Here is a 25,892-nt window from a genome sequence, read left to right on the forward strand (position 1 = left end):
CTACGAGGCTGTAAGGTTACACAAATCCACGCTCAGGGCTTACGGGCAATAATCACCTGGCTTTTCGCGACCACCGCATCCAGCGCCTGTTTGATCTGCGCGCCGCGCGGTGAATCGAGCACGGCCTGCCAGGTCTCGGCCCAGTGATTGAGCAGCGGATGATCCGGGTCGCTGAAATCGACCTTGGCTTCCCAGAACAGCAGCATCCACATCGACCAGTAAAAACCGTACTGGCTGTGGCTGACAATCTCCAACCCAGCCTCACTGACCAGCGCCTTGAACTGCGCCTCGCTGAGAATGCGAATGTGGTTGGGCTTCTGAAAATACTCGGGCGCGGCGAGGTCTTTTTGCAGGTCCTCGGAACTCGGGTGCGGCACGCTCAACAGGTACAACGCGCCCGGTTTGCCGACCCGTACCAGCTCGGCAAGAAACTGCGCAGGATCGTCGACGTGTTCAAGCACTTCCGTGGACACCACGCGCGACGCGGTGGCGTCGGCAATCGGCAGCGGATTGCAATCGGTGACGTGACACTCGACGTCACGCGCCGGGGTATCGCTCAAGCGCTGGCGCGTCGCTTCGACCTTGGCGGCATCGATGTCGGCAATGATGATCTTCGCCCCGCGCATGCCGCAGAAATGCACGTTGCCGCCGTCGCCGCAGCCGACATCCAGCAGGGTGTCATCGGCAGACACCACAAAGCCTTTGAACAGCTCGTTGGTCTCCTGGTTGAACCAGCCGCTGAGCTTGGCATCGTACAGCCCGAGCATGTACGGATCGACCTTGCCGGCGGGCGGTTCCGCGGGCGTAGTCGGGGCCGGCGCTGGCGTCGCCGCTGTGAGTTTCTTCAATAGGCTCAGCATGGGGTGGCTCCAGAGGTTGGGACTACGGATCGGGACGTGCCGAGGCGCCGCACAAGTGCAGCACCGCGGTTGCGCATGGGCATTTCGACCAGGCGGTAATTGAGTTCGCTGAGCAGCACGATCAGACAGAAAGCGATCAGCACCGTCAGCACAGGGTGGCCAGCGGGACTGGGCAGACCGGCGCTCTGCAAGCGGAAGATCAGTTCACGTACCAGTTGATAGGCGGGTATGTGAATCAGGTAGATGCCGTAGGAGCGGCTGCCGATCCAGCCCAGCAGCCGCTGCACGGCGCCAGCGGGCATCAGGTAATCGCGGTTATACGAGGCAATCCACACCAGTATCGCGCTCAGCACGGCGATTGAACCGATGCGATACCAGGCGAGCGTGAAGCGGTCAGTGGCCATGAAACTCAGCAGCGCGCCGATCATGATCAACGCCGAAATCCCGAGCCAAGGCCGCGCGAGAAACGCCGGCCGCCACCGTTGATAACCCGGCTGCGCACTCCACATCGCCAGCAGCACACCGAGGGCCAGGGCATCGGTGCGCACCACCATCAGCAACGGCGTGCGCACGCTGAAAATCTGTACCACGATCAGCGCCAGCAGTGCCCAGACCAGATGCTTGCGACAGAACAGGATCAGCAGCGGAAACAGCAGATAGAACTGCTCCTCCAGTGACAGGCTCCAGTAGACGAAACTGCTGCCGTACTCGTAGCGAAAGAAGCTGTCGGCAAAACGGAAGTTGGCGTATTGCAGCACCCCGGCCAGCGTCGCCTGCAGGTTGGCGGGCAACGTGCCGAACGCCCCCGAGCGATTGACGAACACGCACGCCAACAACATCAGCGCCAGCCATAACCAGGCCGACGGCAACAAGCGGAAAGCCCGACGCAGCCAGAAGTTGCGCATCTGTTGCCAGCGTTCCTGGCCGCTTGTGCAACCTCGCAGCGCCGGAATCAGGCTACGGGCAATGACAAAACCGGAGATCGCAAAAAACAGATCAACGCCCCACCACGGTTGCGCCCAGGCATGAATTTTTTCCAGTGTCGGCACGACATCGGTAAACAGGCTTCCCTGCAAGTGATGGAACAACACGCCCAGCACGGCAATGGCGCGCAGCACTTCGATGTCCATGATGCGCTTGCCGTTCATGGCGCCTCTCTCGCAGTCATTGGCTTGCGCGCAATGATCACTTGGCTCTTGGGCATGAAGCGGTCGAGCGTCTGCTTGATCGCCAGTCCGTCCGGCTGCGCGAGCAGGTCCTGCCAGGTCCTCGCCCAGCTTTCCATCAAGGGCATGAACGGCGCCTGAATGCGGTCACGCACCGCCCCGCCCGGATCACGCCCGGCGGCCCGTTCGCCGGCCCAGAAAAAAATCATGCCCATCACCCAGAAGAATCCGCTGGCCTGACGGTGCTCGATTACCAGCCCGGCCTCCTCTACCAGCGCAGCGAAGCGTTCGGGGGTGAAAATCTGTACGTGATTGGGTGACTGATAGTAGCTGTCAGGGGCGATGCCTTTTTGCAGGTGCTCGCCCAGCGGTGCCGGCACGCTGAGCAGATACTGCGCACCGGGGCGGCCCATGCGCACCAGTTCGGCCATGAACGGCTCGGGCTGGTCGATGTGTTCCAGCACTTCCATGCACACCACTTTGCTGGCGCAGCCGTCAGCCAGTGGCAACGGCAGGCTGTTGCTGACCAGTCCCAGACTGGCGTTGTCGCTTTGCGCTTCGACCTGCCGCGCAAGGTCGCGCACCTTGGCATGTTCGCTGTCGGTGAAAATCACCGAAGCGCCCTGACGCACGGCAAACAGCGTCGCCACGCCTTCGCCGCAACCGACATCGAGCAACGTGTCTTGCGCCGTTATCGCAAAGCCCTTGAGCAACTCGCCGCTGTCGTTCAGGAACCAGCCGTCGAGCACTGCGTCATGCAGACCGACATCCCGAGGCGACACTTTGGCCGACGGTGCCGGCACCGCTTGCACGGCACGCGCTGGACACCATCGGCCGAGCAAACGGCGGATCATGCGAGCGTGACTTGCGCAGGCAACGATCCGACGGCGTGCAGCGGCCGGGCGAAAAACGCGCGCAGTCGCTGCTCGGTACTGGCCTGGCTGCAGAAGCGCTGCAGACTGCCAATCGCCGCGCCGGACATGGCGGCGTAACGCGGCTCATCAGCTTTTGCCACGTCATAGCTGGCGCGGTACGCCAGACACAACGAATCCCAATCGGTGATGTAGCGCAGCGTGCGATAGGCCGCGCGCGGGTCGTGCGGCCAGGCGGTGAGTTCTTCGGTGAAGTCGACGATAAAGGCGTTGTCGTTGCTCACATAATCGGCCATCGCCGTGTTCAACGGCGCAATCGCCGGCTTGCCGCAGGACATGAACTCCATCAGCGGCAGGCACTGTCCTTCTCCGTAGGAACTGTTGACCACATAGCTGGTGGCCTGCACCAGCGCTTCGTAATCGGCATCGGCCAGATAGCCGTGGATCAGCACGATGCGGCATTGGTACGACTGGTTCTTGTACAGGTGATGCAGCATGTCGGTCAGCGCATCGGCGATGTCATGGTGGGTCAGCTTGAGCACCAGCGTCGCATCACTGATGTCGCGAAACGCCGTGCAGAACGCGCTGATCATGTCCTGCCAGTTCTTGCGACCGTCGTAAGGGTTGAATACCGAGGTGTAGACCACGCCTTCAAGCTGCAACTGGCAATCCGCTGCCGGTGCGGACAAGTCTAACGGCGATCCGTCACGCAATCCCGGAGGACCGTAGGGACGCAAATCCGTGCGCCGGCTGTCGATCAGCAATCCACGCAAATTCAGCGTGACCGGGTCAATCACCGGACGCTTGGCCAAGGACGCGCCACGCGCGGCAAAGCGGTCCCATACCGGTGCCGGGATCGCGCAGATCGGATAGTCCGGCCCCATCACGTCACGCACCGCATTCACCGTGAACGTTGAATGGGTAATCGCCCGGCCACAGGCCTGAAGCACCGTACGCCAGTCGTGACGCGGCTCGCCTTGCCAGCTTTCAGTGGGGATCGTGCTGAATTCCCAGGCGAACACCGGGATGGTCGGGCAAGCGTAATGAACGGGCGTGCGGTGCGGCGGCGAGAACGACAGAAAGACGCAGTCTTCGCCCCGGCTCAAACAGTCGAAATACAAACGATCCACCAACTCGTCAGGGTGGCTGACTTCAAGTACCTGGCCGATGCGTTCCAGAACCGGGCGAAACTCCTTGAGCACGAAGTAATAGCTGTACTCAGGCCGACCGAGGTTCTGCTGGATGTTGCTCTTGTTGGTTTCCGAATGAATGATGATCAGCATGACGCCGCTCCGGTCGCAAGTGCCATGGCGCTGCTTTCGCTAGTAGCCTTCAGACCAAAAAACGCCTCTACGCGCTGCTGCACCGGGGCAAAACCGCAGTATTCACGCATGCGTTCATTAGCGGCAGCGGCCATTGCCAGATAGGCCTCTGGATGGTTCTTGGCCATGGCGTAGCTGTCCTCATAAGCGGCTTTCAAGGAGCCCCAGTCGGGGCGATGACGCAGGGTCCGATAGAGGATGCGCGCGTCTTCCGGCCAGATGGCCGGCTCGCGGCCGGACTTGACGATGAATGCCACGCGTTCGTCGATGTAATCGCCCATCGCCGTGTGATTCGGCGCGATCACCGGGCGTGCGCATGACATGAACTCCATCAGCGGCAGACACAGTCCTTCGCAGCGTGATGCATTGACGTAGAAACTGGCAGCGCCATACAGCCGGGCGAACTCCTCGTCTTCCAGATAGCCATGCATGACCACCACGCGACAGGCGAATGGCGAGAGCTGCGAGAGCAAGGTAATGAGGTGAACGTAATAGCTCGACAGGTCGTTCTGGGTGATTTTCAGCACCAGTGTCGCGTCGTCGGCATCGCGCATGGCCCAGCAGAACGCGGTGATCAAGTGATGCCAGTTCTTGCGCCCGTCCTCGGGGTTGAACACGCTGACATACACCACGCCGCTGACGTCGATCTGCACGTGTTGACGGGTATCGGGCAGCAAGGCTTGCGGATGCTCAGGCTGCGCCGGCGCTTCAACCACCGCAGGCACCGGCGGCGCTGGCTCAGGGCGTTCCTCGCGGACGGCACCTGGCAGCAGATCACTGACCGCTTCGCGATACCACTGCCGCAGGTTGTGCTTGAGCAAAAACAGCGGTGTGTGCTCGGAGGGCCTCGCGAGGGCCTTGTAGCCTTCGTACAAATAATGCCGGGTGATGAAAGCCCGCCGTCGCAGGGTCAGTTCGGGTGGCGGTTCCGGAGTCGGCTCCGGCACTGGCTCGATCGCTTCCGGCTCGGGGATTTGCTGCTCATCGAGTATCGGTGCGATCAAGCCATCCGCCGACAGTCCCAGCGCGTGGCTGTCGATGATGCAGCCCTTGATCTGCAATGTGCTGCCGGGGTTTACCGGGACACTGGGATAGTCGCGCCGTACCTCGGCGAAGCGTTCCCACAGCGGTGTAGGCAATACCAGTACCGGGAAATCTTCACCCAGGCTGCGACGGATGGCCTGTGCCGTGTGGGTCGACAGCGTAATCACCCGGCCATGGCGCGCCAGTGTCTGGCGCCAGTCGTGGCGAGGATCGTCATCGCTGACCTCGGACGGAATCGAGTCATACTCCCAGGCGATCACGCAGACCATCGGGCAGTCCAGGTCGATCGGGGTCTTGTGCGGCGGCGCAAACGAAAGAAAGAGGCTGTCCTCACCGGCCTGTTGCAGTTGTCGATACAGCGCATCGACCTCGGCCACCGAGGACACGACGTGCACTTGTCCAAGGCTTTCCAGCACCGGGCGATAGGCCTTGAGCACGAAGTAATAACTGTATTCGGGACGCCCGAGACTGTGGCTGATGGTGCGGTCGTTGACGTCCGAGTAAAGAATGAAATTCATGGCATCCCACGATGAAGCAGCCGTCCCGGCAACCTCATGCTATGACGACCGGGCGCTGGAGCAAGCCGGCAGCGCCGTTGCTTGTCCATCATCTACAGGTACGTCTTCGTTCTTGTTTTAGTGGTCAGTTTCACCCTGTTGCGCTGCGCCCGCGGTGGACCGGGGAAGCGGCGACGAGGGCCATTCTAAACACATCCATCAACGATCCGGGAACCGCCCGGCAAGAATAAATCGGACTACGCTGACGAGAACTGACCGGTCACGGTTTGCCCTGTTGAAATTGCCGAGCAATTGGCACAGATTGGCAACCAAACAACTACAACAACGACTTCGCCTGTTTTCCTGTCGGACCTTTCTATCGGTCAGACAGACGTTTCCCACAAAGCCTGTGGGAAATGGGCAAAAGTCAAAGACCAAGGGGTCGCTGTTTGAAAAAGCGTCTGTTCGTCACGGGCCTCAGTGGCTTCGTGGGGCAACATCTTCAATCACGTCTGGCCTTGCCCGACTCGTCGTGGGAGCTGCTGCCTGCCGCCACCCCTTACGACCTGACGGACACCGATAGCCTCACCGGGCTATGGCCGCAGATGCCGGACGCGGTCATACATCTGGCCGGCCAGACATTCGTGCCGGAAGCCTTTCGCGACCCGGCCCGCACCCTCGACATCAATCTGTTCGGTACCCTCAATCTGTTACAGGCGCTCAAGGCACGCGGCTTTTGCGGCACCTTCCTGTATGTCAGCTCGGGCGATGTTTACGGTCAGGTCGAAACCAGCGCCCTGCCGATCACCGAGCAACAAGCGCCCCTGCCGCGCAATCCCTATGCGGTGAGCAAACTCGCAGCGGAATTTCTCACGCTGCAATGGGGCCTGAGCGAAGCCTGGCCGGTGTTGGTCGCGCGGCCGTTCAACCACATCGGCACCGCGCAGAAGGACAGCTTCGTCATCGCCAGTGCCGCCCGGCAGATCTGCCGCATCAAACAGGGTCTGCAGGCGCCACAACTGGAAGTCGGCGATATCGACGTGACCCGCGATTTTCTTGATGTCAGCGACGTGGTTTCGGCCTACCTCGCACTCTTGGAAAACGCCACGCCGGGGCAGGTCTACAACATCTGCTCGGGCCGTGAGCAAAGCATCCGCAGCCTGATCGAGCAATTGGCTGATCTGGCCGGAGTCGAAGTGCAACTGGTTCAGGACCCGGCGCGCATGCGCCGTGCCGAGCAGCGCCGCGTTTGCGGCAGCCACGCCAGACTGGCGAAAACCACCGGATGGTCGCCGGCCATCACCACACAACAATCCCTGCGGGCGATTCTGTCCGACTGGGAGACGCGAGTACGACAAGAATGACAAAAAGTGCATTGATCACAGGGATCACCGGTCAGGACGGCGCGTATCTGGCCAAACTGCTGCTGGACAAGGGCTACAAGGTCCACGGCCTGGTGGCACGACGCAGCAGTGATTCGCGCTGGCGCCTGCGCGAGATGGGGGTCGAAGCCGACATCGTCTATCTGGACGGCGACATGGCCGATGCCTGCTCGGTCCAGCGTGCGGTCATCAAGTCGGCGCCGGACGAGGTCTATAACCTCGCCGCGCAGAGTTTTGTCGCCGCATCCTGGGATCAACCGGTGACCACCGGCATCGTCGATGGTTTGGGCGTCACCCACTTGCTCGAAGCGATTCGCCAGTTCAGCCCGCACACACGCTTTTATCAGGCTTCGACCAGCGAAATGTTCGGCCTGATCCAGGCTGAGCAGCAGGACGAGAACACCCCGTTCTACCCGCGCAGCCCTTACGGCGTGGCCAAGTTGTATGGTCACTGGATCACCGTCAACTACCGCGAAAGCTTCAACCTGCACGCCAGCAGCGGCATCCTCTTCAACCATGAATCGCCACTGCGCGGCATCGAATTCGTTACCCGCAAAGTCACCGATGCCGCCGCACGCATCAAGCAGGGCAAACAGCAGGCGCTGGCCCTGGGCAACATCGACGCAAAACGCGACTGGGGTTTTGCCGGCGATTACGTCGAAGCCATGTGGCTGATGCTGCAACAGGACAAGCCTGACGATTATGTGGTCGCCACCGGCGTCACCACCACGGTACGCGAGATGTGCCGCATCGCTTTCGATCACGTCGGCCTCGATTACCGCGACTACGTCAAGATCGACCCGGCGTTCTTCCGGCCGGCGGAAGTCGAAGTGCTGCTCGGCAACCCGGCCAAGGCCCAGCGCGTGCTGGGCTGGAAGCCGAAAACCGACCTGGACACCTTGATCCGCATGATGATGGATGCGGACATGCAACGCGTTGCCAAGGAGTAGGCCATGCTGATTCCCGTGATTCTGTCCGGCGGTGCCGGCACCCGTTTATGGCCGGTGTCCCGCGAGGGCCATCCCAAGCCGTTCATGATTCTGCCCGACGGCCAGTCGCTGCTGGGCAAGACCTACCAGCGGGCCGCCGCGCTGCTCGACGGCTGGGGCGACATTGTCACGGTGACCAACCGCGAGTACTACTTCCAGAGCAAGGATCACTATTGCGCGGCTCAGGTATCACGCCATCGCGGCCACTTCCTGCTGGAGCCGAGCGGGCGCAACACAGCCCCCGCCATCGCCGCGGCAGCGCTCTCATTGCAAGCCTTGCACGGTGACGACGCGATTATGGTGGTGATGCCCGCCGACCATCTGATCGTCAATCAGGACGCGCTGAAAAGCGCCGTCGAGCATGCCGCGAATCTGGCCAAGGACGGTTATCTGGTGACCTTCGGCGTGATCCCGACCGCACCGGAAACCGGCTTCGGCTACATCGAGACCGGCGCGCCACTGGACGCCAAAGGTGCGGCGAAGGTCCAGCGCTTCGTAGAGAAGCCCGACCTGCAAACCGCCACGCACTACCTGGAAAGCGGCGACTTTCTGTGGAACTCAGGCATGTTCTGCTTTACCACCGCGACGCTGATTGCCGAGCTGCAAGTGCATGCGCCAGCGCTGCTGGAGCAGACCCGAGCATGCATGGCCGCCAGCGCTCCGGTGGAAAACGCCGGTTGTCTGCAACAGGAACTGGCGCCGGCGCTGTTCGCTGAAATCACTGATATTTCCATCGACTACGCGTTGATGGAACGCTCAGACAAAGTCGTCGTGGTGCCCGCCGGTTTCGACTGGAGCGATATCGGTTCGTGGGGCGCCGTCGCGGCACTGATACCGGCCGATGCCGACAACAATCGCGCCAACGGCGAAGCGATTTTCATCGACAGTCATAACAATTTCGTCCAGAGCGACGGGCGCCTGGTGGCCACCGTCGGTGTGGACAACCTGATCATCGTCGACACCGCCGATGCGGTGCTGGTAGCGCATGCCGACCGCGCGCAGGACGTGCGCCGCGTCGCCAGGCAACTCAAGGACAAATCCCACGAGGCCTATCGCCTGCATCGCACAGTCAGCCGCCCGTGGGGCACCTACACCGTGCTTGAGGAAGGTCCGCGCTTCAAGATCAAGCGCATCGTGGTCAAGCCCGGCGGCAAGCTGTCGCTGCAGATGCACCACCATCGCAATGAACATTGGGTCGTCGTCGAAGGCATGGCCAAGGTCACTAACAACGGCTCCGGCACGACGCTGGTCGCCAAGAACGAATCGACCTTCATCGCCGCCGGTCACAAGCATCGTCTGGAAAACCCCGGCGTGATCGATCTGGTGATCATCGAAGTGCAGAGCGGCGAATACCTGGGAGAGGACGATATCGTCCGCTTCGAAGATCAGTACGGCAGGACGGTCTGAATGCTGCTTTCCCTATACCGCTCGCTGCGCAGCTACCGCGGATTCATCTTCGGCAGCGTCAAGCGAGAATTCCAGACGCGCTATCGCAATTCGCTGTTCGGTGCGCTGTGGACGGTACTCAATCCGTTATCGATGATCGTGGTGTACACGGTGATTTTTTCGCAGATCATGCGCGCCCGCCTGCCCGGCGTAGAGGATGGCCTGGCCTACAGCGTGTACCTGTGCGCAGGCCTGTTGACCTGGGGCCTGTTCGCCGAGATCACCACGCGCAGCCAGAGCATGTTTCTGGAAAATGCCAACCTGTTGAAGAAAATCAGCTTCCCGCGCATTTGCCTGCCGGTCATTACGCTGCTCAATGCCGGGGTCAACTTCGCGATCATCCTGGGCCTGTTTTTCGGTTTCCTGTTGATCAGCGGGCGCCTGCCCGGCATGGCGTTGCTGGCGCTGATACCGTTGCTGATGTTGCAAGTACTGTTTGCCGCCGGACTGGGCATGTTGCTCGGCGTCCTCAACGTGTTCTTTCGTGATGTCGGGCAGATGTTCGGCATCTGCCTGCAATTCTGGTTCTGGCTGACACCGATCGTTTATCCGCTGTCGATTCTCCCCCCCGGCATCCAGCACCTTATCGGGCTGAACCCGATGACGGCGCTGATGACCAGCTACCAGAACGTTTTCCTCTACAACCAATGGCCCGACTGGCATTCCCTGTTGCCGCTGCTGATCCTCGGCCTGCTGTGCTGTGCCATGGCCCTGCGCCTGTTTCGTCAGCGTGTCGGTGAAATGGTGGACGAACTCTGATGGGACATATACGCGTCACTGGCCTGGCCAAGGCCTACAAGCAATACCCCAATCGCTGGAGCCGCCTGCTGGAGTGGCTGGTGCCGTTCTCCCGGCCCCGCCATCACTTGCACTGGATCCTGCAAGACGTCGATTTCGAGATCAAACCTGGTGAAGCCGTGGGCATCGTCGGTGTCAACGGCGCGGGTAAAAGCACCCTGCTGAAAATGATCACCGGTACCACGCAACCGACCCGTGGACAGATTCAACTGCAAGGCCGCGTGGCCGCCTTGCTCGAACTGGGCATGGGCTTTCACCCAGACTTCACCGGGCGCCAGAACGCGTTCATGGCCGGGCAGTTGCTGGGCATGCAGGTTGAAGAGATCGAAGCGTTGATGCCGCAGATCGAGCACTTTGCCGAAATCGGCGAGGCCATCGATCACCCCGTACGCACCTATTCCAGCGGGATGCAGATGCGCCTGGCGTTCAGCGTCGCGACCGCGCGACGTCCGGACATCCTGATCGTCGACGAGGCGTTGTCGGTGGGCGATGCCTATTTTCAACACAAAAGCTTCGACCGCATCCGCAGCTTTCGCAAGGCCGGCACGACCCTGTTGATCGTCTCCCATGACCGTTCCGCCATTCAGTCGATCTGCGACACGGCGATCCTCCTGGAAAACGGTCGTCTGGCCATGCGCGGCAAGCCGGAAGAAGTCATGGACTACTACAACGCCATGCTCGCCCAGCGCGAAGGCCAGACCGTGCGCCAGGAAATGCTCGCCAACGGACAGGTGCAAACCATTTCCGGCACGGGAGAAGCTGGCATCGTCAGTGTGCGCTTGCTCGATGCGCAGGGCCGCAGCCTGGAAGTGGCCGAGGTCGGCCAGCCCGTGGTGCTGGAAGTCCAGACCGAAGTCCGTCAGGACATCGAGCGCCTGGTGCTGGGCTTCATGATCAAGGATCGCCTGGGCCAGGCGATCTATGGGATCAACACCCACCGTCTGGACAAGGCCGTCACCGACCTGACCGCTGGCGAGCGCGTGACCTTCCGTTTCGACTTCGACATGCGCCTGGGCAAGGGCAATTATTCGGTGGCCCTGAGCCTCTCGCGCCTGGACTCGCACCTGGATCGCAATTACGAATGGCGCGACTACGGGCTGGTCTTCCACGTGATCAACAACCGCCAGGAAGATTTTGTCGGCTGCTCGTGGCTCCAGGCGCAGACCGCCATCAGCCGAAGCAGTGACCACCTTGAACAAGCGCCGGATACGGAGATGCTGCGATGACGCGATTGTTGGTGGAATGCACTTACGTCTTCGAACACCCCACCGCCAACTCGGGCATTCAGCGGGTGGTGCGTAACGTCATTCAGCAGCTGCCGCCGCCTGACGAAAAAACCCAATGTATTCCTGTGGTGATGATCGACGGCGCCCTCTATGAGGTGAAAAGCCTGGCGCCGTTGAAGTCGTTGAAACTCGATTTGACCGGCCTGCGGGTGAAGCTGGAGCAATGGAGAAACGGCTTCTGGCTACGCCATCGCGCCGTGGAACGGCGACATCCCTTCAGTCAGTCCCACTTTGCCCGCCGGGTGCTTTACGTCGGCTGCCGGCTCACGGCACTCGCCTGTTTCAGTGTGCCGATGCGTTTGCTCGATCAGGTGCTCAGGGGCCAGCAGATTCCGCAACGCTGCGTGCCACTGGCGCACCGGGCCGGCGATCAACTGGTGCTGCTCGACTCGTCCTGGCACGCGAATTTTTTCCCGTTGGCCGAACAACTCAAACGTGACGGCGTGGGCATCGTGTCGGTCATTTATGACCTGATTCCATTGACTCACCCACAGTTTTGCGACGCCGGACTGGTCAAGGTCTTCAACGACTGGTTCGACTGGATCGCCCGCACCGCCGACGGCTATGTGGCGATCTCGACCACCATTCGCGATCAGGTTCGCGAGGAAATGCTGCGCAGGATCGGCGCACAACAGGTGGCACACCGCTGGTTCGATTATTTCCACCTGGGCTCGGAACTGGATTTGAGTGCAGCCGATGTTGCGGTCGACCGGAACTTGCTGAAGATGTTTGAAAAACCGCAGCCGGTGTTTCTCATGGTCAGCACCATCGAACCGCGCAAAAACCATGCTTATCTGCTCGATGCGTTCGAACGTGCCTGGGCTGCGGGCGGCAACGCCAGGTTATGCATCGTCGGCAAGATCGGCTGGAAATGCGAGGCGCTGATCGAGCGCATCCGCCAGCACCCCGAATTGAACCGACGCTTGTTCATGTTTAACGAACTCTCGGACAAAAGCCTGGAGCACGCCTACTCCCACGCTACGGCACTGGTGTTCCCGTCCCACGTCGAAGGCTTCGGCCTGCCGCTGGTAGAAGCCATGCAACGCGGCTTGCCGGCGATGGGTAGCGATATTCCGGTGTTTCGCGAAATCGGTGGCGATTACATGGCCTATTTCAACCTCGCCGACCCGCAGAGCCTGACCGATCTGCTGATCGACATGGAGCGCACCCGAGTCTTCCCGGCGCCATTGAGCCTGGAACACTGGCGCTGGCTGAGCTGGCGCGAGGCAAGCGGACAATTGGTCGAGCGTATCGAACGTCACCTCAACCCTGCCCTGCCAGCGCTTGAAGGTCAGCATGCGCATTGCTCTTAACGCGCGGATTCTGCAGGCGCCGCGCACCGGCATCGGCCATTACGTGGCTGAACTGGTCAACGCCTTGCGCAACGAGCCCGACGTTGAGGTGACGCTGTTCCATGGCTGGGGCTGGAGCTCGGCGCTGCCGCAAGCGGCCATGCCCGGCTACTCGCGGCTGACACCATTGCTGCGGCAAATTCCCGGGGCGTATCAGGCGCGCCGCTGGCTGGAACAGCGACGCTTCGATCAGGGCCGCGCGCAAGGCATCGACCTTTATCACGAGCCGAGCCTGTGGCCGCTGGCCTTCGACGGCCCGACGGTGATTACCCTGCATGACCTGACTCATCTGCATTTCCCGCAGACCCAGCCACCGGCACGGCTCAAGGAGATCGAGCGGCGACTGGCTCTGGGTGTGCAGCAGGCACAAGTGATTCTCACCGACTCGCAAGCCATTGCCGACGAAGCCCAAGACTATTTCGCCCTGCCTGCCGAACGTTTTGTGGTGGCGCCGCTGGGGGTCGCCGAACGCTTTCATCCGCGCGAAGCGAGCGCCATTGATGCGGTGCTCAAGGCCCATGCGGTGACGGCGCGCGAATATTTCCTCTGTGTGGGCACGCTGGAGCCGCGCAAAAACCTCGGCCTGGCCTTGCGCGCTCACGCGCTGTTACCCGAAGCCGTGCGCCAGCGCTTTCCGCTGCTGATCGTGGGCATGGCCGGGTGGCAACGCGAGCAGTTCAACGAGCCCTTGCGTCAGGCGCTGGCCAGCGGACATGTGTGCCTGCTCGGTTATTTGCCCGATGAACAGGTAGCGCAATTGCTGGCCGGCGCCAGGGCGCTGATTTTTCCGTCGCGGTATGAGGGATTTGGTTTGCCGGTACTGGAGGCCATGGCCAGCGGTACACCGGTGGTGCTCACTGACGCTTCGGCCATGCCCGAAGTCGCGGGTCCGGCGGGCAACTACATTGAAGCTGACGATGCAGAAGGCTTGCGTGATGCGCTGAGCCGGCTGATCGACGATCACGCGCATTGGCAGGCATGCCGACACGCCGGATTGCAGCAGGCACGGCTGTTTTCCTGGGAACGTTGTGCACAGGCCACGGCCGGTGCGTACCGCCAGGCCATGGGAGGTTGAATGCGAGTTCTTCATTTTTTCAAGACGTACCTGCCGGACTCGGTCGGTGGCATCGAGCAAGTCATCTTCCAGCTCTGCGAGAGCGGTGCCCAGCATGGCATTGACGGCCAGGTCCTGACGCTCAGCGCCGATCCGACGCCGGCGGTGGTGCAATTGGGTCAGCATGAAGTCCACCGGGCGCGCCTGGATATTCAGTTCGCCTCCACCGGTTTTTCCTGGAGCGTGTTCAAACAGTTTCGCGAATTGGCCGCTGAAGCCGACGTGGTCAATTACCACTTCCCGTGGCCGTTCATGGACCTGGTGCATTTCGCCAGTGCCCTGAACAAACCGAGCGTGGTCACCTACCACTCGGACATCATCCGCCAGAAACACCTGCTCAAACTCTACCGACCGCTGATGAACCGCTTTCTCGCCAGCGCCGATCGCATCGTCGCGGCCTCGCCGAACTACCTGCACACCAGCGATGTGCTGCAGCAATTTCAAGACAAGACCCGGGTCATCCCCTACGGCTTGAACAAGGCCGGTTATCCACAGGCTGACAGCGAGCGCATGAATCGCTGGCGCCAGCAGCTTGGGGATAAGTTTTTTCTGTTCGTCGGCGTGATGCGTTATTACAAAGGCTTGCACATCCTGCTCGACGCCATGAAAGACGTCGACTATCCGGTGGTGATTGTCGGCGCCGGTCCGCTGGAGCTGGAACTGCATGCCCAGGCGCAGGCATTGGGCCTGCGCAACGTTCACTTTCTCGGACGCCTGGGTGATGAGGACAAGGTGGCGCTGCTGCAATTGAGCTACGCCATCGTCTTCCCGTCTCATCTGCGCTCGGAAGCGTTTGGTATTTCGCTGCTGGAAGGGGCGATGTACGGCAAACCGATGATCTCCAGCGAGATCGGCACCGGCACCAGCTACATCAATATCCACAACGAAACCGGACTGGTGGTGCCACCCAGTCATCCACAGGCATTTCGCGAGGCGATGCGCACGCTCTGGGACAACCCGGATCGTGCCGCGGCCATGGGTCTCAAGGCCGAGGCGCGATACCGGCAGCTATTCACCGCCGATGACATGGGTCGCAAGTGGACAGCGCTGTATCAGGAACTGCTGGAAGAAAAGGCCCTGTCCTACGCTTGATTCAGTTCGAAACACATTCACCCTGTGGGAGCGAGCCTGCTCGCGAAAGCGTCAAGTCAACCGCTGAAGTCTTTACTGGCAGTCCGCATTCGCGAGCGGGCTCACTCCCACAAGGTTCCGATGGGTGCGCTTTAGAGATCCAGCACCAGCGGCTGTGCACTCTGCGCCGGCACCGCACAGCAAATAAGCACATGCCCCGCTTCGGGAATCTCCGCCGGCACCTGTGGATAATTTACCGCACCACTGACCAGGCGGGTCTTGCAGGTGCCACACGAACCGCCGCGGCAACTGAATTCCGGGCGCAATCCGCGGCTTTCCGCCAGTTCCAACAGGCTGCCGCCCTCTGGCTGCCAACGCGCCTCTTTCGCCGAGCGCTCGAACACCACCGGCACCGAAGTGGTCGCTGCTGGCGGTTGTTCGATGACGATCGCATCCGCATCCGCTTGGCGTTTCAAGGTCGACGGGCCGAAGGTTTCCGCATGAATATGTGCGTCCCGCACATCCAGTTCACGCAGGCTGTCGTACAGCCCCTGAGTGAAACCGCCGGGACCACAGAGCACGAAGTCGATCTGGTCGAAATCGTCGACGTCGAGCAGATTACGCAACACGGGGCCATCGATACGCCCAGTCAGATCGAAATCTTCGCCCTCGTGCGCATCGGCCTCCGGTTGGCTGAGCAAGCGCAGGACCCGCACGGCCTCACCGGAGCGCTCGAGCAAGCGGTCCAGTTCCTGACGAAACGGCTGATCGGCGAGGCTGCGCGAACTTTGCAGCAACAATGTCGGGCGGATCCCGCGCGTGCGCAGCCCTTGATAAACCACCTCGCGCAACATCGACAGCAACGGCGTGATGCCGACACCCGAGCAGCATGAATGGCAATTACCGGTAGAATTCGCGGTGCTGATCCGGCATCCAGCTGCGAATGACTTTGCGTCCGAACGCTTCCATGCGTTCAGCCACTCCTGCATGGGACTGCAACTGCTGCTCGCCGGCGTGCCAAGGTGAACGTTCCATCACGATTCCCCCCCTGCGCCTGTCAGGCTGAAGTTTGCAGACCGGCGATCGTGCGCGGCATGCCGACGAAACCGGGCAAGGCTTCGACCCGGGCCAGCCAGGCGCGAACGTTGCCATAGTCGTCCAGCGAGACATTGCCCTCCGGCGCGTGGGCGATATAGCTGTAGGCGGAAACGTCGGCAATGCTCGGTTCGGCGCCGGCCAGGAACGCAGTTTTGCCCAACTCGACATCCATTACCTTGAGCAGATTGTGCGCACGGGCGATCGCTTCTTCAGCGTTCAACTGGGCACCAAACACTGTCACCAAACGCGCGGCCGCGGGGCCAAAGGCAATCGGGCCGGCCGCGGCGGACAACCAGCGCTGCACCCGCGCCGCACCGACAGGGTCGGCCGGCAACCAACGCCCGTTGCCGTATTTTTGCGCCAGGTACACCAGAATCGCGTTGGAGTCGGCGAGCACCACGCCGCCGTCATCGATGGCCGGCACCTGGCCAAAACTGTTGATCGCCAGATAGGCAGGCTGCTTGTGCTCGCCTTTCGCCAGATCGACGAAAATCAGCTCGGTCGGCAACTGCAACAGGGACAACATCAGCTCGACGCGGTGGGCATGGCCGGAACGCGGGAAGTTGTAGAGTTTGATCGCTTGCATGGTCGACTCCGCTGGGTGAGGGTGGCGTCCGAGTTGACGTCACCGATGGCAGCAATCTTCCACGTTTGTTCAAAACAACAGAATAACCAGCAACCGCAATCGATTATTTCACTGGGTGTAATAACGCTGCGTTCTGCAGGGCCGGGTGCTCGCGCAAGGCCTGCACGGTGAAGTCGACGAAACTGCGCACCCGTGCTGCAGCCTTGCGTCCGCCCTGATAGACAACATGAATGGGCAATGCCGGCAGCTCGAACTCGGCGAGGACGATCTCCAGTTCGCCGGCCGCCACCTTGCTTGCCACTTGATACGACAGCACCCGCGTCAACCCCAGGCCGAGACAGGCCGCCGTGATAGCCGCCTGGTTAGCAGTTACCACCAGCCGTGGCTCAGGGCGCACGAGCAACGGTTCGCCGTGTTCCAGAAACGGCCAGTTGCGTGGCTGCCAGGCAGCAGAAGTCGCCACCACCGGCATTGCGGACAGCGCCTGCGGATGTTGCGGCCGACCATGTTGCGCCAGGTATAGCGGCGAACCACACACCACGCGCCGCACCTCGCCGACGCGAATCGCATGCTGACTGCTGTCCGGCAGTTCACCGATGCGCACCGCCACATCAATGCCCTCCTCGACCATGCTCACCACCCGATCGAGCAACAGCGCATTGATCGAAACGTCCGGATACTGCGTCAGATACGCCGCCATCAGCGGCGTCACGAACAGCTCGCCAAACAACACCGGCGCCGTCACCGTCAATTGCCCGCGCGGCTGCGCATGGCTGCCCGCCGCCGAATTCTCAGCTTCCTGCACTTCCAGCAGAATCCGCCGACAGTCGTCCAGATAACGCTGACCGGCTTCGGTCAGATGCACGCTGCGCGTGGTCCGCACCAACAACTGCGTACCGATCCGCAGCTCCAGCGCCGCCACCGCCCGCGTCACACTCGCCGCCGACAACCCCAGCCGCCGCGCAGCGGCAGAGAAACCCTGCTCTTGAGCGATGGTGATGAAGATGTGCATTTCCTGGAAGCGGTCCATGAAATTCCCCCGGGTCGGACACAACAATCGCAGCCGAAGCTGCGATTGTTGGAGTGTTGAATTTTGTGAATCAGAACTGTCGCACTGGGCTTGATGCCGCCCTGACAGCCAGTCATGCGAGCAGTGAAACATCAACATTGCCGTCCCGGTACATTGGGCGTAAAGCGAATTGATCACAATGATCAATTTATCAGAGTCGCAAGCGCCTGTTGTCCTGGCATCTGGATGCGGCTTTAGAGGATTGTGGGCAATTGCCAGGTCAATGGTGCGTGGGCGTGGCCAAAGGGATCGCCTGATAAAACAGTTAATACCAGGCCACCACCCGATCAGGCAATGGCCGGGCCAGACTCAGCGATAGACCGGAAAACGACGGCACAGCGCGACAACCTGTTCGCGCACGTGGTGCCCGACCTTGTCACTGCTTCCGTTTTCCAGGGCGTCCAGTATGTCGCATAACCAGCCGGCCACTTGCTCGCAGGCTTCCACGCCAAACCCGCGGGTGGTCACCGCCGGGGTACCGATACGAAGGCCGGATGTCACAAACGGTGAGCGCGGGTCATTCGGTACCGAGTTTTTGTTGGCGGTGATATAGGCATTGCTCAGGGCCGCGTCTGCCTCCTTGCCGGTGTAGGGCTTGTCGGACAGGTCGATCAGCATCATGTGGTTGTCGGTGCCGCCCGAGACGATCTTGTACCCGCGCTTCTGCAACACCCCGGCCATGGCCCGGGCGTTGATGACCACTTGGGTCTGATAGATGCTGAACTCAGGCGCAAGCGCTTCCTTGAACGCCACGGCCTTGGCTGCGATCTGGTGCATCAGCGGCCCGCCCTGAACGCCGGGAAACACAGCGGAATCAAGCTTTTTGTAGAAAGCTTCATCCTGTCCCTTGGACAAAATCAAACCGCCGCGTGGCCCACGCAGGGTTTTGTGTGTGGTGCTGGTGACCACATGCGCATGGGGCAGCGGGTCTGGGTATTCGCCCGCGGCGACCAGCCCGGCGACGTGGGCCATATCGACCCAGAAAATAGCCCCGACCTTGTCGGCAATGCTGCGCATGCGTGCCCAGTCCTTGTACCGCGAATACGCAGAAAAACCACCGATCAGCATTTTTGGGCGTGTCTGCAGTGCGATTCGCTCCATCTCGTCATAGTCGAGAAAGCCGGTTTTCGGGTCCAGTCCGTAAGGCACGATGGTGTAGTGACGCCCCGAAAAATTGGCCGGGTTGCCGTGGGTCAAGTGACCGCCCTGGGCCAGGTTCATACCCATCACCGTATCACCGGGGTTGATCAGCGCCAGGAAGACCGCCGCGTTGGCCTGGGCGCCCGCATGGGGTTGTACGTTGGCGTAGTCGCAGTCGAACAGGGCCTTGACCCGCTTGATGGCCAGCCGCTCGGCTACATCGACGTACTCGCAACCGCTGTAATAGCGCTTGCCGGGGTAGCCTTCGGCGTACTTGTTGGTGAGCACCGTGCTCTGGGTTTTCATGACCAGCGGGCTGGCATAGTTTTCCGAGGCGATCAGCTCGATATGGTCTTCCTGGCGATGCTCTTCGTTGTGAATCGATTCATACAGCTCAGGATCGAAAGCGTGGAGGGTCAGCGTCGAGTCGTACATGGGCAAAGTGTCCTTGGTCAAGAATTCAAGCGGCGGGTGACAGCAGGCGGGTGATGCGCGCGGCGATGTCGTCGATCTGTGCGTCATCGCAGATCAGCGGCGGCAACAGGCGCACGGTGTTGCCGCGTGTGACGGTGATCAGCAGACGTTGTTCTTCACGGGCCCGGCCGACCAGTTCGGCGCACGGGCCATTGAGTTCAATGCCGATCATCAAGCCGATGCCGCGAATGGACACCACCTGAGGATGGTTGCCCAGCGCGAGCTTCAAGGCCGCCAACAAGCGGCGGCCCGAGGCTGCGGCGCGTTGCGGGATGTGATCGCGCTGCATGATGTCCAGCACTGTGCAGCCCACGCGGCACGCCAGCGGGTTACCGCCGAACGTGGACGCATGGTGGCCGGGGGAAAACAGCTGGGCGGCCTTGCCCCGCGCCAGGCATGCGCCGATGGGGAAACCGTTGCCCAGCGCTTTGGCCAGGGTAATGACGTCCGGCTTGATGTCCGCATGCTCAAAGCCAAACCAGGTACCGGTGCGGCCCAGCCCGGTCTGCACTTCATCGATCATCATCAGCCAGTCGTGTTCATCACACACTTGGCGCAGGGCCTGCAGGTAGCCGGCAGAGGCGGCGTGCACGCCCCCCTCACCCTGCACCGGCTCGACGAGCACCGCGACGATATCGGGAGACTGCGCCGCGATCTGGCGAATCGCCTCGATGTTGTCGAAAGGCACCCGCACAAAGCCCGGCGTCAGGGGCTCGAAGCCGCGATGCACGGCGGGGTTGCCGGTGGCGGCGAGAGTGGCCAGGGTTCGCCCGTGAAAACTGTTTTCCATCACCAATACCTGCGGCTGGGCCACCTGCCGCGCGTTGGCATGCAGGCGGGCCAGTTTGAGCGCCGCCTCGTTGGCCTCCGCTCCGGAGTTGCAGAAAAACGCCCGTTGCATGCCCGATAACAGGCACAGTCGTTCGCCCAATTGCTCCTGCCATGGGATGCGAAACATGTTGGTCGTGTGCAGTAACACCGAGGCCTGTTCGGCGATGGCCGCGGCAATTTCGGGGTTGGCATGCCCCAGGCTCGTCACCGCCACGCCGGCGATGGCATCCAGGTATTCAACACCCTCGGTGTCCCACAACGAGGCGCCCTGGCCTCGGCTGAACGAAACCGGTTGTCGGGCTGAGGTGTGCATGAGGTAAGCGGGTACAGCGGACATTGCGGGCCTCCTGTAGAGGGGGATCAACGGCTGGGTGTGATCGATAACAACGTGTCTTCAATGGGAGGGCGGGCATCAGCGGTCGGCCAGTAATACGCATCCGGCATGGCTCGGGCACCGAAGATCGCCTGCCCGACGCGCACCACGGTCGAGCCCTCTTCAATGGCGACTTCAAAATCACCCGACATGCCCATCGACAACTCTTGCAGCGACACCCCGTCAGGGGCGCAATGACGCAACCGGTCGCGCAATTCACGCAGCCGGACGAAGCAAGGGCGTACCCGCAGCGCGTCGGCCGAGAACAGCGCCAGCGTCATCAACCCGCGAACCCGCAGCGTCGGGAACGCTGGCATTGCCTCAAGGAAAGCCGCCACGTCATCGGGCGCCAGCCCGTACTTGCTGGCTTCGCCGGAGGTATTGACCTGAACGAACACGTCCATCTGCCGATCCAGAATGCGCAGGCGACGGTCCAGCGCCTCGGCCACCCGCAGGCTGTCCAGGGCCTGGAATTCACTGGCGAAGCGCGCGACCTGCTTGGCCTTGTTGGTCTGCAAGTGGCCGATCACCGACCATTGCAAGTCTTGCAGGTCGGTCATGGCTTCCCACTTGCGCTGTGCTTCCTGCACCTTGTTCTCGCCCAACAGGCGGCAACCGGCGGCATAGGCCAGACGCAGATGAGCTTCATCAAAGGTTTTACTGACCGGCAGCAAGCGCACACCGGCCGGATCCCGCCCTACCCGATGGCACGCTTGGACAATGCGTTGCTGCACGGCGGCCAGGTTGCGGCGAAAGTCTTCGACACTGTCGGCCTGTGGGTAACGACCATGGCGCGCATGCAGGATGTTGAGGTCTTCGGTTTGATCAGGCATCAGTTGGCTGCTCCCTTGGTAGACACTGCAACCGGTTCGGCCTGTGGGCCTGCAGTCTTTTCACGACGCGGCAACTGCCCATTGAGTACGACATAGGCGGCCAGGCCGATGACCAGACCCCAGAACGCGCCACCGATGCCCAGCAAGGTGATATTGGCCGCGCAGGCCAGGAACGTGATCAGCGACGCTTCCCTCGATTTCACGTCCGCCATGGCATTGGCCAGGCTCGCGCCGAGTGTGCCCAGCAGAGCCAGCCCGGCCAGGGTGGTGATGAAGGTCGCCGGGAAGGCCATGAACACCGCCGCCAGGGTTACGCCGAAGATCCCCACCAGAATGTAGAAGATGCCCGCGGCCACGCCTGCGATCCAGCGTTGGGACGGGTCTTCCGACGCTTCCTTGCCCGTGCAGATAGCGGCGGTAATGGCCGCGATGTTGAAGGCATGAGAACCGAACGGCGCCATCAGCAGAGAACCCAGCCCGGTCACGCTGAGGATCGGGTTGGCACTGGTGTTGAAGCCGTCACTGCGCAGCACCAGCATGCCCGGCATGTACTGCCCGGTAAGGGTGATCAGAAACAGCGGCAACGCCACGCTCAACAACGCATTGATCGAGAACTCCGGGCGGGTGAACACCGGTGTCGCAAACTCCAGCGCCAGCCCCGTGAAATCCACGCGTGCCTGCATCAGCAGAAAGCCAAGCCCCAGCAGCAGAATGCCGACGACCGCGTAGCGCGCACTTAAACGCTTGAACAGAATGTAGGCGCCGATCAACACCCCGACCAATAACGGGTCGACGCTCATGCTGGCAAACGCACCGATGCCGAACTGCAACAAGATGCCGCCCAACAAGCCCGCTGCTACACCCGGCGGGATCAGGCGGACGGCTTTTTCAAAGTAACCGGATACGCCCAGCAGCACGAACGCTGCAGCCGAAATCATGTAAGCCCCAATGGCTTCGGCGTAGGGTGTGGTCGCCAGGGCGACGATCAAAAATGCCGCCGCCGGGGTCGACCATGCGGTGATGATCGGCTCGCGGCTCATCCAACTGAGGAACAGCCCGGTCACCCCTACCCCGATCGACACAGACCAGACCCACGAAGCCGTCAGCTCGGGGCTGAGCCCTGCGACCTTGGCGGCCTGAAACACCAGGATGAAGGTGCCGCCGTAATTGACGATCACCGAAATCAACCCGGCAACCACCGGGTGCAGCAGGTCCCGCAGACGCAGGGACGAGAGGGATTGAGTAGATGACATAGGTCTTGGCTCCTTGCTGGACGATGCATCCGGCCGCTGGTAGGCGGTCATTTATAGCGGTTGAATGGCGGGTTTTACCCCTACGCTTTAACGCAGCAGACCAGACCACTTTTTGTGGTCGGCTCAGCCGTGCTCACGTGCAAAGGCGCTCATGAAATCGCACAGCGCTTCGACCGCCGTCACTGAAACGGCGTTGTAGAGGCTGGCGCGCAGGCCGCCGACGCTGACGTGGCCTTTGAGGCCGTTGAGGCCGGCCTGCTCCGCTTGCCGCAAAAAGGTCTTCTCCAGCGTCACTTCGGCCAAGCGGAAGGGCACGTTATTGATGGAGCGATTGGGTGCCTGCACCGAGTTGCGATAAAACCCGTCACTTTCATCGATGGCGCGGTAAAGCATTCGCGCCTTGGCCTGGTTGCGCTGATGCAGGGCCTGCAGACCGCCACTGCGCTTGATCCACTTGAGCGTCAGGCCTGTGAGGTACCAGGGGAAGGTCGCAGGGGTATTGAGCATCGACTGCGCGTCGCTGATGCGCGCGTAGTTGAGGATGTCCGGGGTAAAGGCATGGGAACGCTCCAGCAACGCCGGGTCCACGATGACCACCGTCAACCCGGCCACGCCCATGTTTTTCTGCGCGGCGGCATACACCAGCCCATGCCTGGCGATGTCGATCGGCTTGGACAGCAGGCTTGAACAGGCATCGCATACCAGCGGCGCGTCGCTCGAGGGCGTGTCGATGAACTGCACGCCGTGCACCGTCTCATTCTCGGTGTAGTGCAGGTAGGCGGCGTCGGCGTTAAGGCGCCAGTCCGAGGCGTGGGGGACATGGTCGAAACCGGACGCGTGGGCGCTGGCAACCACGCGCACATCGCAGTAGCGCCGGGCGGCCTCGATCGCCTTGCCCGACCAGAGGCCGGTGTGCAGGTAATCCGCCGTGCCTTTATCGCCGATCAGGTTCATCGGCACTTGTGCGAACTGCAACGAGGCGCCGCCTTGCAGGAACAGCACTTTGTAGGCGGGCGGCACCCCGAGAATATCGCGCAGGTCCCGTTCGGCATCACGGGCCACCGCCATGAATACCTGCGAACGATGGCTGATTTCCATCACCGACATGCCGGTGCCGGCAAAATCGAAAAACTCCTCGTGCGCCTGAGTGAGGACGTCCAACGGCACCGCGGTGGGGCCTGCACTGAAGTTGTGTGACCGAGCCATGGTTGAGTAACTCCTGTTCGAGAACGCTCGCCCTCGCGTCATCAATCGAGGTAAAGGTGCAGTAGCGAGGGCCAGAGTCTACGGATAAACTGGCCTGCCTTTACCTGCCAGTTCATGGAAAGAGAGCAGACCACATGGCCAAGACCTTCGAGCTGGAAACCCTGAAGATGCGCCTCAACGACGCTGAATTTCAGCTGCTGGATCTGCATCAGCGGATCCAGCGTGCATTGCGTGCGCTGATTCTCGACGGCGCCCTCGGCCCCGGCTTGAAACTGCCCGCCACGCGGGTGCTGTCCAAGTCACTGGGGTGCGCCCGCGATACCGTTGAGAACGCCTATGTGCAGTTGCATCGGGACGGGTTTATCGTGCGCCGCGAAGGCGCCGGCAGTTACGTCTGCGACACGGTGGGCGTCGAATTGCGCGGTGCTGGACGCCGACGCCTCAGGGCTCAGGAGATCAGGAGCAGCGTCGCCGCACCGGGCGCAGCACTCAGCCAACGCGGACGCATGATCTTCGACACCGGCGGCGTGCGCGATCAGCAAGTCATCAAGGCATTCGCTACCGGCCTGCCGGAAACCCGCAGTTTCCCGACGGATGTCTGGGAGCGTTTGCAACGCCAGGTCATGAAGGACTATCGCGCAAGCGTGCTGCTGCATGGCGATCCACAAGGGGCTGAGCCCCTGCGCAAAGCGATCGCCACCTACCTGAACCTCGAACGCGGCGCCAAATGCTCCCCCGACCAGATACTGGTCTTGAGCAGTACGCGTCAGGCGTTGTATCTGTGCGCGCAATTGCTGGTAGACGCCGGCAAGCCGATCCTGATGGAAAACCCCGGCTACTATGGCGCCCGCAAGGCCTTCCAGATCGCCGAAACCAAGGTGATGCCCATTGATGTCGATGAACAGGGCATCCGTACCGACCTGTTGTACGCCGACCGCAGCGGCGCCAATTGCGTGTATGTCACGCCCTCTCACCAATACCCCACCGGCGCGACATTGCCGCTGGAGCGGCGTCTTGAGTTGATCAATTGGGCGGCGCAAAAAGGCAAGTGGATCATCGAGGACGACTACGACAGCGAGTTCCATTACGACGGGCAACCCACGGCGTGCGTGCAAGGCCTGGACAAGTATCAGCGCACGCTCTACATCGGCACGTTCAGCAAAACCCTCTACCCCGGACTGCGCATGGGATACATGGTGCTGCCCTGCGAACTGGTCAAGCCCTTTGCCTATGCGCGCAGCATGATGGACGGCCACACTCCGCAAACGCTGCAACTGACGCTGGCGCGCTTTATGGAGGACGGCCATTACAACGCGCATGTCCGGGCCATGCGCAAGCTATATGCCGGACGCCGATCGATCATGCACGACGCCATCGGCAAGTACTTGAGCACGGTGGTCAGCGCCGAACTGCCGCCGGGCGGGTTGCAAATCCCCTGCTTGTTGAAAGCCGGATGGTCCGAGGAAAAAACCATCCGCCAGGCCGCCACTGCCGGCGTGCAACTGTCCGGCCTCAGCGGCTTGTACGCGGGCGAACCGAAGCAACAGGGCTGGCTGCTGGGTTACTCCTCACTGACCGCGTATGAAATAGAAGCCGCCATGTTGCGTCTGGCCAACGCCCTGAAAATCTAATGGCCCAGCGCATAGTTCATCAGCAACTGCTGGGCCTGGACGGCCATCCGCGCACGCCGGGGCAGCATGGAGTGTTCAACCGTGCTGACGGGTTGCGGCTTGGCGGGGGTGAACAACCTGAAACGTGACGTGCGGGTAGCCGCCAGGCGGCCGGTGGGGATGATGTCGGGCATCGGATTTCCTTTGCAAAAAAGCGCAG

General features: G+C 61.5%; 23 protein-coding genes and 1 pseudogene. 9 read left to right on the forward strand and 15 right to left on the reverse strand.

The window, feature by feature from the left end:
* Positions 1-32 precede the first annotated feature (32 nt).
* From HU743_RS12800 to HU743_RS12820, 5 genes are read right to left on the reverse strand one after another with little or no spacing between them, the layout of a single operon-like run.
* On the reverse strand, positions 33-860 hold the full coding sequence (locus tag HU743_RS12800; RefSeq protein ID WP_186648991.1) for a class I SAM-dependent methyltransferase: 828 nt from the start codon (positions 858-860) through the stop codon (positions 33-35).
* Positions 854-2,008 (reverse strand): acyltransferase, encoded by a 1,155-nt coding sequence (locus HU743_RS12805; RefSeq protein ID WP_186648993.1) that lies wholly within the window; start codon positions 2,006-2,008, stop codon positions 854-856. Before HU743_RS12805 ends, HU743_RS12800 begins: the two co-directional genes overlap by 7 nt.
* Complete coding sequence (locus tag HU743_RS12810; RefSeq protein ID WP_186648995.1) at positions 2,005-2,880, reverse strand: class I SAM-dependent methyltransferase; 876 nt, start codon at positions 2,878-2,880, stop codon at positions 2,005-2,007. The genes HU743_RS12805 and HU743_RS12810 overlap by 4 nt, the downstream gene beginning before the upstream one ends.
* Positions 2,877-4,181 (reverse strand): glycosyltransferase, encoded by a 1,305-nt coding sequence (locus tag HU743_RS12815; RefSeq protein WP_186648996.1) that lies wholly within the window; start codon positions 4,179-4,181, stop codon positions 2,877-2,879. Before HU743_RS12815 ends, HU743_RS12810 begins: the two co-directional genes overlap by 4 nt.
* Positions 4,175-5,782, reverse strand: a complete 1,608-nt coding sequence (locus HU743_RS12820) for a glycosyltransferase (RefSeq protein ID WP_186648998.1) — start codon at positions 5,780-5,782, stop codon at positions 4,175-4,177. The genes HU743_RS12815 and HU743_RS12820 overlap by 7 nt, the downstream gene beginning before the upstream one ends.
* A gap of 428 nt (positions 5,783-6,210) precedes the next feature.
* On the opposite strand from HU743_RS12820, the gene HU743_RS12825 reads away from it, so the two are divergent.
* The 8 genes from HU743_RS12825 to HU743_RS12860 are packed head-to-tail and all read left to right on the forward strand — an operon-like array spanning position 6,211 to position 15,220.
* Complete coding sequence (locus HU743_RS12825; RefSeq protein ID WP_186649000.1) at positions 6,211-7,125, forward strand: GDP-mannose 4,6-dehydratase; 915 nt, start codon at positions 6,211-6,213, stop codon at positions 7,123-7,125.
* Positions 7,122-8,093 (forward strand): GDP-mannose 4,6-dehydratase, encoded by a 972-nt coding sequence (gene gmd / locus HU743_RS12830; protein WP_186649002.1) that lies wholly within the window; start codon positions 7,122-7,124, stop codon positions 8,091-8,093. Before HU743_RS12825 ends, gmd begins: the two co-directional genes overlap by 4 nt.
* Positions 8,094-8,096: 3 nt before the next feature.
* The gene (locus HU743_RS12835; protein WP_186649004.1) at positions 8,097-9,539 is read left to right on the forward strand and encodes a mannose-1-phosphate guanylyltransferase/mannose-6-phosphate isomerase; all 1,443 of its coding nucleotides are present in this window, start codon (positions 8,097-8,099) and stop codon (positions 9,537-9,539) included.
* Positions 9,540-10,337, forward strand: a complete 798-nt coding sequence (locus HU743_RS12840) for an ABC transporter permease (protein WP_186546195.1) — start codon at positions 9,540-9,542, stop codon at positions 10,335-10,337.
* Positions 10,337-11,602 (forward strand): ABC transporter ATP-binding protein, encoded by a 1,266-nt coding sequence (locus tag HU743_RS12845; RefSeq protein WP_186649006.1) that lies wholly within the window; start codon positions 10,337-10,339, stop codon positions 11,600-11,602. The genes HU743_RS12840 and HU743_RS12845 overlap by 1 nt, the downstream gene beginning before the upstream one ends.
* On the forward strand, positions 11,599-12,975 hold the full coding sequence (locus tag HU743_RS12850) for a glycosyltransferase family 1 protein (RefSeq protein ID WP_186649008.1): 1,377 nt from the start codon (positions 11,599-11,601) through the stop codon (positions 12,973-12,975). The genes HU743_RS12845 and HU743_RS12850 overlap by 4 nt, the downstream gene beginning before the upstream one ends.
* Positions 12,959-14,089 carry a glycosyltransferase family 1 protein gene (locus HU743_RS12855; protein WP_186649010.1) on the forward strand — a complete coding sequence of 377 codons (1,131 nt, stop codon included), beginning with the start codon at positions 12,959-12,961 and terminating at the stop codon, positions 14,087-14,089. Before HU743_RS12850 ends, HU743_RS12855 begins: the two co-directional genes overlap by 17 nt.
* Positions 14,090-15,220 (forward strand): glycosyltransferase family 4 protein, encoded by a 1,131-nt coding sequence (locus HU743_RS12860; RefSeq protein WP_186649012.1) that lies wholly within the window; start codon positions 14,090-14,092, stop codon positions 15,218-15,220. It abuts the gene before it with no gap.
* A 131-nt stretch (positions 15,221-15,351) separates the two neighbouring features.
* Here the strand turns inward: HU743_RS12860 and HU743_RS12865 are convergent.
* From HU743_RS12865 to serC, 9 genes and pseudogenes are all read right to left on the reverse strand, one after another.
* Positions 15,352-16,083, reverse strand: a pseudogene (locus tag HU743_RS12865) (iron-sulfur cluster-binding domain-containing protein); the annotation flags it as partial.
* 16 nt (positions 16,084-16,099) lie between these two features.
* The gene (locus HU743_RS27365) at positions 16,100-16,234 is read right to left on the reverse strand and encodes a hypothetical protein (protein WP_264082155.1); all 135 of its coding nucleotides are present in this window, start codon (positions 16,232-16,234) and stop codon (positions 16,100-16,102) included.
* A gap of 22 nt (positions 16,235-16,256) precedes the next feature.
* The gene (locus tag HU743_RS12870; protein ID WP_186618831.1) at positions 16,257-16,883 is read right to left on the reverse strand and encodes a glutathione S-transferase; all 627 of its coding nucleotides are present in this window, start codon (positions 16,881-16,883) and stop codon (positions 16,257-16,259) included.
* A 103-nt stretch (positions 16,884-16,986) separates the two neighbouring features.
* The gene (locus HU743_RS12875; RefSeq protein WP_186618832.1) at positions 16,987-17,913 is read right to left on the reverse strand and encodes a LysR family transcriptional regulator; all 927 of its coding nucleotides are present in this window, start codon (positions 17,911-17,913) and stop codon (positions 16,987-16,989) included.
* A 348-nt stretch (positions 17,914-18,261) separates the two neighbouring features.
* On the reverse strand, positions 18,262-19,527 hold the full coding sequence (glyA, locus tag HU743_RS12880) for a serine hydroxymethyltransferase (protein ID WP_186630777.1): 1,266 nt from the start codon (positions 19,525-19,527) through the stop codon (positions 18,262-18,264).
* A 25-nt stretch (positions 19,528-19,552) separates the two neighbouring features.
* On the reverse strand, positions 19,553-20,734 hold the full coding sequence (locus HU743_RS12885) for an aspartate aminotransferase family protein (protein ID WP_186649013.1): 1,182 nt from the start codon (positions 20,732-20,734) through the stop codon (positions 19,553-19,555).
* 23 nt (positions 20,735-20,757) lie between these two features.
* The gene (locus tag HU743_RS12890; protein ID WP_186546204.1) at positions 20,758-21,603 is read right to left on the reverse strand and encodes a YggS family pyridoxal phosphate-dependent enzyme; all 846 of its coding nucleotides are present in this window, start codon (positions 21,601-21,603) and stop codon (positions 20,758-20,760) included.
* Positions 21,603-22,856 (reverse strand): benzoate/H(+) symporter BenE family transporter, encoded by a 1,254-nt coding sequence (locus tag HU743_RS12895; RefSeq protein WP_186546205.1) that lies wholly within the window; start codon positions 22,854-22,856, stop codon positions 21,603-21,605. Before HU743_RS12895 ends, HU743_RS12890 begins: the two co-directional genes overlap by 1 nt.
* A gap of 123 nt (positions 22,857-22,979) precedes the next feature.
* Positions 22,980-24,062 carry a 3-phosphoserine/phosphohydroxythreonine transaminase gene (serC, locus tag HU743_RS12900; protein ID WP_186649014.1) on the reverse strand — a complete coding sequence of 361 codons (1,083 nt, stop codon included), beginning with the start codon at positions 24,060-24,062 and terminating at the stop codon, positions 22,980-22,982.
* A 134-nt stretch (positions 24,063-24,196) separates the two neighbouring features.
* On the opposite strand from serC, the gene HU743_RS12905 reads away from it, so the two are divergent.
* Positions 24,197-25,693, forward strand: a complete 1,497-nt coding sequence (locus tag HU743_RS12905; RefSeq protein ID WP_186630780.1) for a PLP-dependent aminotransferase family protein — start codon at positions 24,197-24,199, stop codon at positions 25,691-25,693.
* Here HU743_RS12905 and HU743_RS12910 read toward each other — a convergent pair.
* A complete protein-coding gene (locus HU743_RS12910) occupies positions 25,690-25,866 on the reverse strand; it encodes a hypothetical protein (RefSeq protein WP_186649015.1) in 177 nt (58 codons plus the stop codon). The two genes, HU743_RS12905 and HU743_RS12910, sit on opposite strands and share 4 nt — an antisense overlap.
* Between the last annotated feature and the right edge of the window lie 26 nt (positions 25,867-25,892).

It is taken from the genome of Pseudomonas sp. SWRI99 (genome assembly GCF_014270125.1).
GTDB lineage: Bacteria > Pseudomonadota > Gammaproteobacteria > Pseudomonadales > Pseudomonadaceae > Aquipseudomonas > Aquipseudomonas hamedanensis.